Below are 9,640 nucleotides of genomic sequence, written 5' to 3'. Positions count from 1 at the left end.
GGCGCGGGCGGCGGCGGGGGACGCGTCGGCGCCGACCGCCCGCGCCGCGGCGACCTCACCGCCGGCGCGGGCGTTGCGCACCCCGGTGAGCCGCAGCGCGGTGCCGTCCGCCAGCCGCGCGACCAGCTCCTCGTCGGTCCGGAGGTCGTGTCCCCAGCGCAGGGCCGGGGCCGCCGACAGGTCCTGGGCGCCGCCGGCGTCCTTGTGCAGCACCACGTCGTAGCGGTGCTTGGTGAGTTCGTTGTGGTCGGCGCCCGGCTTGAGGCGTACGTCGACGGCGCCGGCGCCGACCGTGCCGAAGAGGCCCGGGTCGATCAAGAGCTCCTTCTCCAGCGCCACCGTCTGCTCGATCTCGCGGCGCAGTTCGCCGGGCGCCGGATCGTGGGCGAGCTGCGCGAGCCGGACACCGGTCCACATGGCGTCCACGAGCGGCAGGCAGCGCACGTCGCCGACGAACAGCCGGCCGCCCGGGCGGAGCAGGTCCAGCAGCTTGACCAGCACGTCCCGCAGGTACTCCTCGTGCGGGAAGTACTGCACGACCGAGTTGACGACGACGGTGTCGAAGTGGCCCCGCGGCAGACCGGTGGTCACGTCGGCCGCCTGCACGCGCAGGGTGACCTTCGCGGCGGTCTCCGGCTCTCCGGCGAGCCGGTCCCGGAGGCCCTCGACGGCGGAGGCCGAGTAGTCGGTGCCCCAGTACTCCTCCACCTCGCCGACCAGCGGCGTCAGGATCAGGCCCGAGCCCACGCCCACCTCCAGGACGCGGCGCGGCGCGAAGTCCCGGACGCGGGAGACGATCGCCTCGCGCCAGCGGGCCATCTGCTCGACCGGGATGCCCTCGCCGGTGTAGGTGGAGTTCCAGCCGGAGAAGTCGGAGCCGAAGGCGGTCCGGTCGGACCGGTCGTAGAACGACTCGTAGATCTGCTGCCACTCGTCGACGTGCCGTTCGGCGTTGCCGTCCTCGCCGGCCGGGGCGCGGCCCGCGACCACGTAGCCGGCGAGCCGCTTCTCGCCCAGCCGGTCCTCGTGCACCAGGACCCGGGCCTGCTCCACCGCCGGGTGCCCGGTGAGGACCGCCTCGATCTCGCCGGGCTCGATCCGCAGGCCGCGGATCTTCACCTGGTCGTCGGCCCGGCCGCAGTAGGCGAGCTGGCCGTCCGGCAGCGACCGCACCAGGTCGCCGGTGCGGTACATGCGGGTGCCGGGCGCCCCGAAGGGGTCGGCGACGTAGCGCTCCGCGGTGAGCCCGGCGCGGTCGACGTACCCGCGCGTGACGCCCCCGCCGCCGCTGTACAGCTCGCCGATCTCGCCCGGGGGCGTCGGGCGCAGCCGGTCGTCCAGTACGTACAGCCGGCTGTCGCCCGCCCGGGAGCCGATCGGCGGCGCGTCCGTCCCGGGCACGAGCGGGGCCGACAGGGTGATCGCCATCGTGGTCTCGGTGGGGCCGTAGCCGTTGACCATCCTGCGGTCCCGGCCCCAGGTGTCCACCAGCCGCGCGGCGCACGCCTCGCCGCCGACCATCAGGGCGCGCAGCGCGGGCAGTTCGGTCCTCGGCACGGTCGCGAGCACCGACGGCGGCAGGAACGCGTGGGTGATCCCGTGGTCCCCGAGGAAGGCGGCCGCGTCCTCGCCGGCCAGCGTCTCGGGGGAGACCACCAGGGTGCCGCCCGGCCCGAAGGCCATCAGCACCTCGATGATCATGGCGTCGAAGCTGGGCGAGGCGAGCTGCGACACCACGCTGTCCGGGCCCGCCGCCATCCGGTCCGCCAGGTCGGCGGCGAACGGCCCGAGCCCCCGGTGCGGCACCGCGACGCCCTTGGGCCGGCCCGTCGAACCCGACGTGTAGATGACGTACGCCAGGGACAGCGGACGGTCCACCGGGTCCGGCGCGGTCACCGGCGCCGAGGCCGCCTCGGCCAGCAGTTCCGGCAGCGTCCAGTGGGCGGTGCCCGGGGTCTCCGGCAGCCCGGGCAGCAACGCCTCGGTGGTCAGCAGGGCCCGGGGAGCGCTGTCGGCGCACAGGAACGCGACGCGCTCGGCCGGGTGGTGGACGTCGACCGGCAGGAACGCGCCGCCGGCCTTGCCGACCGCCAGCATGGCCACGATCAGCTCCGCCGACCGGGGCAGCGCCAGCGCCACGACGTCCTCGGCGCCGACCCCCCGGCCGCGCAGCACGTGGGCCAGCTGGTTGGCGCGGGCGTCGAGCTCGGCGTAGCGCAGCTCGACCCGGCCGCAGCGCAGGGCCGGCGCGTCACCGCGCAGCGCCGCGTGCCGGGCCACCAGTCCGTGCAAGGACGCGGTCACGTCGGTATCGGCTGACGGCAGGTGCTCCGGCGAATGCGGCATCGCGGCTCTCCATGTTCCCTCTGTGCCGGTGGTCCCGTGCGGGCTGGCTCATGATGGGCGGGCGGAAAGTTGTGCGACAACCCCTAGATGACACCGCCAAAACCCCTGGGGAGAAGGGGCTTTGGCCTTCGGTCCTCTTGGCCACGCCGGTGCCGACCTATCGTGTGCGGCCGACGACCGTCGCTATCTCGCAGGCGCAGGAGGATCCGTGTTCCCGTTGTCGTTCGCGCAGCAACGCCTGTGGTTTCTCAACCGTCTCGACACCGCGGCCTGGACCTACAACCTGCCGCTCGCCCTCCGGCTGGAGGGCCCGCTCGACACCGCCGCCCTGCGCTCCGCCCTGGGCGACCTCGTCGCCCGGCACGAGAGCCTGCGCACCGTCTTCCCCGAGGTCGACGGCGAGCCCCGGCAGCGGGTCCGCGCCGGCGTGGACGCCGCCGAGTTCGTCACCGAGACGGACGTCCCCGCCGCCGAACTGCCCGCCACCCTGGACCGGCTCGCCCGCCACACCTTCGACCTCACGGCGGACCTGCCGCTGAAGGTCTGGCTGCTGCGCACCGGCCCGGACCGCCACACCCTCTACCTGGTGCTCCACCACATCGTGGGCGACGGCTGGTCGATGGCCCTGCTCGGCCGCGACCTCGGAACCGCCTACGCGGCCCGCCGGGCCGGCACCGCACCCGACTGGGAGCCGCTGCCCGTCCAGTACGCCGACTACGCGCTCTGGCAGCGGGAGCTCCTGGAGGGCCCCGACGGAGCGGAGCTCCTCGACCACTGGACCGGACGGCTGACCGGCCTGCCCGACGAGCTGCCGCTGCCCCTGGACCGGCCCCGGCCGGACGTCTCCGGCGACGACGGCGGCGAGGTCCGCCTCGACCTCCCGGCGGCCCTGCACACCCGCCTGCTGCGGCTCGCGCGCGACGCCGACGCCTCGCTGTTCATGGTCGTGCACGCCGCCCTCGCGGCCCTCCTCACCCGGCTCGGCGCCGGCACCGACATCCCGCTCGGCACCATGGACGCCGGCCGCGCCGAGGAGGACCTCGAAGACCTCATCGGCTTCTTCGTGAACACCCTGGTGCTGCGCCTCGACACCGGCGGGGACCCGACCTTCCGGCAGCTGCTCGCCCGGGCCAGGGAGACCGACCTCGCCGCCCTCGCCCACCCCGAGCTGCCCTTCGACCGCCTGGTCGAGGCCCTCAACCCGAGCCGCGCGCTCAACCGCCACCCGCTCTTCCAGGTCGCCCTCGTCCTCCAGAACAACGCCGCCGCCCAGTACGCCCTGGACGGCCTGACCGTGACCGAACTGCGCAACCGGACCATCGCGGCCCACTTCGACCTCTCGGTCAGCTTCACCGACCGCTACGCCCCCGACGGCACCCCCCTGGACCTGTCCCTCCAGGTCGTCCACCGCACCGAACTCTTCGACCGCGAGACGGTCACCGCCTTCGCCCACCGCCTCGTGCGGCTCCTCGAAGCGGTCGCGGACGACCCGGACCGCACCCTGGGCGACCTCGACCTCCTCGACGCCCGCGAACGCGCCACCGTGCTGTACGGATGGAACGGCCTGACCCGTCCCGCGCCGACCTCCGGACTCGCCCGGGCCTTCGCCCGGCAGGCCGCCCTCACCCCCGAGGCGCCCGCCGTCTCCGACCCGGACGAAACGCTCGACTACGCCGAACTCGACCGGCGCAGCGACCTGCTGGCCGGCCGCCTGCGCCGGCTCGGCGTCACGGCCGAGACCCGCGTCGGCCTCCTCCAGCAGCGCTCCGCCGCCCTCGTCGTGTCGATGCTCGCGGTCCTCAAGGCCGGCGGCTGCTTCGTCCCGCTGCCGCTCACCGCGCCCACCGAACGGCTGCGCGACATCCTGGACGGCTCCCGGGCGGCACTCCTGCTGGTCGACGACGCCCTGCGCGACCACGAGGCCGCCACCGCCGCCGGACGCCCGACGCTGGACGTGACCGGATTCGCGGCCACGGCGGACGACCGCGCCGCCGTGCCGGACGGCGCCGCCCACCCCGACCAGGCCGCCTACATCATGTACACCTCCGGCTCGACCGGCGCGCCCAAGGGGGTCGTCACCACCCAGGCCGGGGTGCTCGCCTTCGCCCGCGACCGCTGCTGGCAGGACGAGCGGCCCCGCCGCGCCCTGCTCCACTCCCCGCACGCCTTCGACGCCTCGACCTGCGAGATCTGGGTGCCGCTGCTGTCCGGCGGAGAGGTCGTCGTCGCACCGCCCGGCGAGGTCGACGGCTCCGTCGTGCGGGCCGCCGGACTCACCGACGTGCTGCTCGTCTCCGGCCTCTTCCAGGTCGTCGCCGAGGAGGACCCCGACTGCTTCGCCGGCGTCCGCGAGGTGATGACCGGCGGCGACGTCATCAGCTCCGCCGCCGTCCGCGCCGTCCTGCGCCGCCACCCGGACCTGCGGGTGCGCGCCACCTACGGCCCCACCGAACTGACCATGTGCTCCGTCCAGATGGCCCTCCACGACCCCGACGCCGTGCCCGACAGCGTGCCGATGGGCCGGCCGATGGACGACACCGCCGTCTACCTCCTCGACGACCGGCTGCGGCCGGTGCCGGTCGGCGTCGTCGGCGAGCTGTACGGCGCCGGCGCCGGCCTGGCCCGCGGCTACGCGGGCCGCGCCGGACTGAGCGCCGAACGCTTCGTCGCCGACCCCTTCGGCCCGCCCGGCACCCGCATGTACCGCACCGGCGACCTCGCCCGCTGGCGTGCCGACGGCACCCTGGAGTTCGCCGGCCGGGCCGACACCCAGGTCAAGATCCGCGGCTTCCGCGTCGAACCCGGCGAGGTGGAGAGCGCCCTGCTCCGCCACCCGCACGTGGCCCAGGCCCATGTGCACGCCCGCGAGGACCGGCCCGGCGACAAGCGCCTCGTCGGCTACCTGGTACCCGCGGTGCCCACGCCGGACCTCGCCGGGATCCGCGCCGCCGCCGCCTCGGTCCTCCCGCCGTACATGGTGCCCTCCGCCCTCGTCCCGCTGGCCCAGCTGCCGCTCACCCCGAACGGCAAGATCGACCGCAAGGGGCTCCCGGCCCCCGGCGACACCGATCCCGGCGCGGCCTACGTCGCCCCCCGCGACGACCGCGAACGCGCCCTGTGCGCCCTCTTCGCCGAGGTGCTGCGCGTCCCCAGGGTCGGCGTCCACGACGGCTTCTTCGCCCTCGGCGGCCACTCCCTCCTCGCGATCCGCCTGGTCAACCGCATCCGCGCCGCGCTCGGCGCGGACCTCGGCGTGGCGACCCTCTTCCGGGCGCCCACCGTCGCCGAACTCGCCCCCCGGCTCCTCGAACCGGACGCCGGCGGACGGATCCCCGCCGTCCCCCGGACCGCCCCCCTCCCGCTGTCGCACCAGCAGGAGGGCCTGTGGTTCCTCCACCAGCTCGACCCCGCCTCCCCGGTGTACAACGTGCCGCTCGCCCTGCGCCTGCGCGGCCGCCTCGACCCGGACCGGCTCTCCCGCGCCCTGGGCCGGCTCGTCGCCCGGCACGAGAGCCTGCGCACCCGCTTCGTCGCCGTGGACGGCGCCCCGGTCCAGATCACCGACCCCGCACCGGACCCCCGGCCGCTCACCGCGACCCCGACCCACCCGGACCAGGTGCCCGAGGCGCTCGCCGCGGCCGCCACCCGCCCCTTCGACCTGGCCGCCGACCCCCTGCTGCGCGCCGAACTGCTGCGGCTCGGCCCGGCCGAGCACGTCCTGCTGCTCTGCACCCACCACATCGTCGCCGACGGGTGGTCGGCCGGCGTCCTGCTCGACGAGCTCGCCACCCTCTACACCGACCCCGACGCCCCCCTCCCCGACCTCGCCGTCCAGCCGGCCGACCACGCCGTCTGGCAGCGCGCCCGGCTCGCCGACGACGTCCTGGACAAGCAGCTCGGCTACTGGCGCGAACGCCTCCACGCGCTGCCCCAGCTGGACTTCCCCACCGACCGCCCGCGCGGCACCGCCGCCGGACACCCCGGCGCCACCGTGGAACTCCGGCTCCAGGACGGCATCGGCGCCTCCCTGCGCGCCCTGGCCGACACCGAACGCGCCTCGCTGCTCTCCGTGGTGATGGCCGGCTTCCTGCTCGTCCTCTCCCGGCACTCCGGCCAGGACGACATCGGCATCGGCTCCGTGCTCTACGGCCGCGACCGGCCCGAACTCGAACCACTGGTCGGCTACTTCGCCAACACCGTGGTGCTCCGCGCCGACCTCGCCGGCAACCCGACCTTCCGCGAACTCGCGCACCGCTGCGAACTCGCCGTACGGGGCGCCACCGACCACCAGGACCTGCCCTTCAGCACCCTCGTCGAGCAACTGCGCCCGGCCCGCGAGCCCGGCCGCAACCCGCTCTTCCAGATCAGCCTCACCCTGCACGCCGACGAGACCGCCGCCGCCGGACCCGCCTTCGGCCCGGTCACCGCCGAACCCCTGCCCGTGACCGGCTCGGTCGCCCGCTTCGACCTCGCCGCCCACGCCACCGTCACCGCCGACGGCGGACTGCGCCTCCAGGCCGAGTACGCCACCGACCTCTTCGACGAGGACCGGATGACCCGGCTCCTCGAACACCTGGGCCGCGTCCTGGCCCGCGCGGCGGCCGAACCGGACGCCCCGGTGGGCGCCTTCGTCCTGCCCGGACCGGACGAGACGGCGCTCCTGCGCCGGTGGAGCGCCGCCCGCCGCGAGGTGCCGGCCGACACCTCCCTCTGGGACCTCTTCGCCGCCCAGGCCGCCCGACGCCCCGACGCCGTGGCCGTCGTCGCCGGCGAGGAGCGGACCGGCTACGCCGAACTGGCCCGGCGCGCCGAGCGGCTGGCCGCCCGGCTGGCCGCGCGCGGGATCACCCGCGGCAGCCTCGTCGGCCTGTGCGTCCGCCGGGACACGGACCTCGTAGTCGGCATCCTCGGCATCCTGCGCGCCGGCGCCGCCTACGTACCCCTCGACCCCGACTACCCGGCGCGGCGGCTCTCCTACATGGCCGCCGACGCGGGCCTGTCGGTGGTCGTCACCCAGACGGGCCTGGACGTGCCCGGGACCGCGCTCCTCCTGGACGCCGACACCGACGGGGACCTGCCGGTGCCCGAGGTCACCGTGACGGGCGCCGACCTGGCGTACCTGATCTACACGTCGGGCTCGACCGGCGAGCCCAAGGCGGTCACCGTCCCGCACGGCCAGGTGGTCCGGCTGATGCGGGCCACCCAGGACAGGTACGGCTTCGACGAGCGGGACGTGTGGACGCTGTTCCACTCCTTCGCCTTCGACTTCTCCGTCTGGGAACTGTGGGGCGCCCTCGTCCACGGCGGCCGGCTGGTCGTGGTGCCGTTCTGGCAGACCCGCTCGCCCGAGGACTTCCACCGCCTGCTCGTCCGCGAGGGGGTCACCGTGCTCAACCAGACCCCCGCCGCCTTCCGGCAGCTGGTCGCCGCCGACGAGGAACGCCAGGAGCCCCTCGCCCTGCGGTACGTGATCTTCGGCGGCGACGCGCTGGACACCGAGTCCGTACGCCGCTGGTTCGACCGGCACGGCGAGGACCGCCCGCGGCTCGTCAACATGTACGGCATCACCGAGACCACCGTCCACGTCACCCACTGCCCGCTCACCCGAGAGCTGCTGCGCGAGAACGCGAGCCCGCTCGGCGAGCCCATCCCCGACCTGTCGCTCTGGGTCGTCGACCGGGCCGGGCACCCCGCGCCCCTCGGCGTCCCGGGCGAACTCCTCGTCGGCGGCGCCGGACTGTCCTGGGGCTATCTGCACCAACCGGGGCTGAGCGCCCGGCGGTTCGTCGCCGACGGCTTCGGCGGCGCGCCCGGCGCCCGGCTCTACCGCTCCGGCGACCTGGCCCGGCGCCGCGCCGACGGCGGACTGGAGTACCTCGGCCGCATCGACCACCAGGTCAAGATCCGCGGCCACCGGATCGAACTCGGCGAGATCGAGGCCGTGCTCGCGGCGCACCCCGACGTCGACCACGCCTGCGTGGCGGTCCGCGACGACCGGCTGGTCGGCTACGTCGTCCCCGCCACGCCCGGCGGACCCGGCGACCTCGGCGCGCTCCGCGCCCACCTGGCGGCCCGGCTGCCCGCCTACATGGTGCCCGCCGCCCTGGTGTCGGTGGAGCGCATCGTGCTGACCGCCAACGGCAAGGTGGACCGGGCCGCGCTGCCCGCCCCGGAACCGGTCCGCGCGGGCGAGTCCGTCGCCCCGCGCGACGCCACCGAACGCGCCGTCGCCCGCGTCTGGGGCCGGCTCCTCGGCACCGACCGGATCGGCGTCCACGACAGCTTCTTCGACCTGGGCGGCACCTCGCTCGACCTGACCCGGCTGCGCGCCGAGATCCGCCGGGAGTTCGGCGCCGACCTCGACGTGCGCGACCTGTACGCGGCACCGACCGTGGAGAGGACCGCCATGCTGCTCGACCCGTCCCACCGGAAGCGGACCCTGCCCTCGCCGCTGGTGCCCGTCAAACCCACCGGCAGCCGGCCGCCGCTCTTCCTCGTCCACGCCGTCGGCGGATCCGTGGTGCCGTACCTGCCGCTGGCCCGCCTCGTCCACCCCGAGCAGCCGCTCTACGGACTGGAGGACCCGGGGCTCGACGGCGGCCCCCTCACCACCTCGCTGACCGCACTCGCCGAGCGGTACGTCGACGCGATCCGCGCCGTCCAGCCGCACGGCCCGTACCACCTCGGCGGCTGGTCCCTCGGCGGCCTGGTGGCCGCGGAGATGGCCGGCCGGCTGACCGCGGCGGGCGAGGAGGCCGCGCTGGTCGTCATGCTCGACACCGGCATGCCGCCGTACCTCGGCGAGGAGCAGCCCGACCGCGCCGCGCTCCTCGGCGGCTTCGTCCACGACCTGGCCGGGCTGTCCGGAGCCCCGGCGCCCGGGTACGACGAGGCCGCGCTGCGCGGGCTGACGCCGGACCGCCAGGACGAGGCGCTGCTGGACCTCCTGGAAGGCGCGGGCCTCGTCCCGGCGGGCATCCGCGAGGACCTGCGCGACCGGATACGGGTCTTCGAGGCCAACACCCGCGCCCTGCTGCGGCACCGCCCGGGCCCGGTCGACGGGCGTCTGGTGCTGCTGTCCGCGAGCCGGCAGCCGCGCCGGCCCGCCACCCGTCCCTGGCGGCTCCTGGCCCGCGGCGGCTTCGAACTCCACACGGTCCCGGGCGACCACCACTCGATGATGCGGCAGCCGCACCTGACCACCCTGGCGGAGAGCCTGCAGGGCGTGCTGGACCGGCTGAGCCGGCCGTGAGACGCCGTCGGGGGCCGGGTCGTGAGGACGCCTCACGGCCCG

General features: G+C 75.5%; 2 protein-coding genes. One reads left to right on the top strand and one right to left on the bottom strand.

The features are described from left to right. On the bottom strand, nt 1-2,304 hold a 2,304-nt coding region (locus tag IE321_RS39285; protein WP_190226453.1), incomplete at its 3' end, for an amino acid adenylation domain-containing protein. Between the two features lie 250 nt (nt 2,305-2,554). On the opposite strand from IE321_RS39285, the gene IE321_RS39280 reads away from it, so the two are divergent. After that, nucleotides 2,555-9,598: a non-ribosomal peptide synthetase gene (locus IE321_RS39280; RefSeq protein WP_190226452.1), complete on the top strand. Its 7,044-nt coding sequence runs from the start codon at nt 2,555-2,557 to the stop codon at nt 9,596-9,598. The last annotated feature ends 42 nt before the right edge of the window (nt 9,599-9,640 follow it).

Origin of the sequence: Streptomyces hydrogenans, from assembly GCF_014656075.1 — a bacterium.
Lineage (GTDB): Bacteria > Actinomycetota > Actinomycetes > Streptomycetales > Streptomycetaceae > Streptomyces > Streptomyces hydrogenans.
This window is presented reverse-complemented; position numbering and strand designations above follow the sequence as displayed.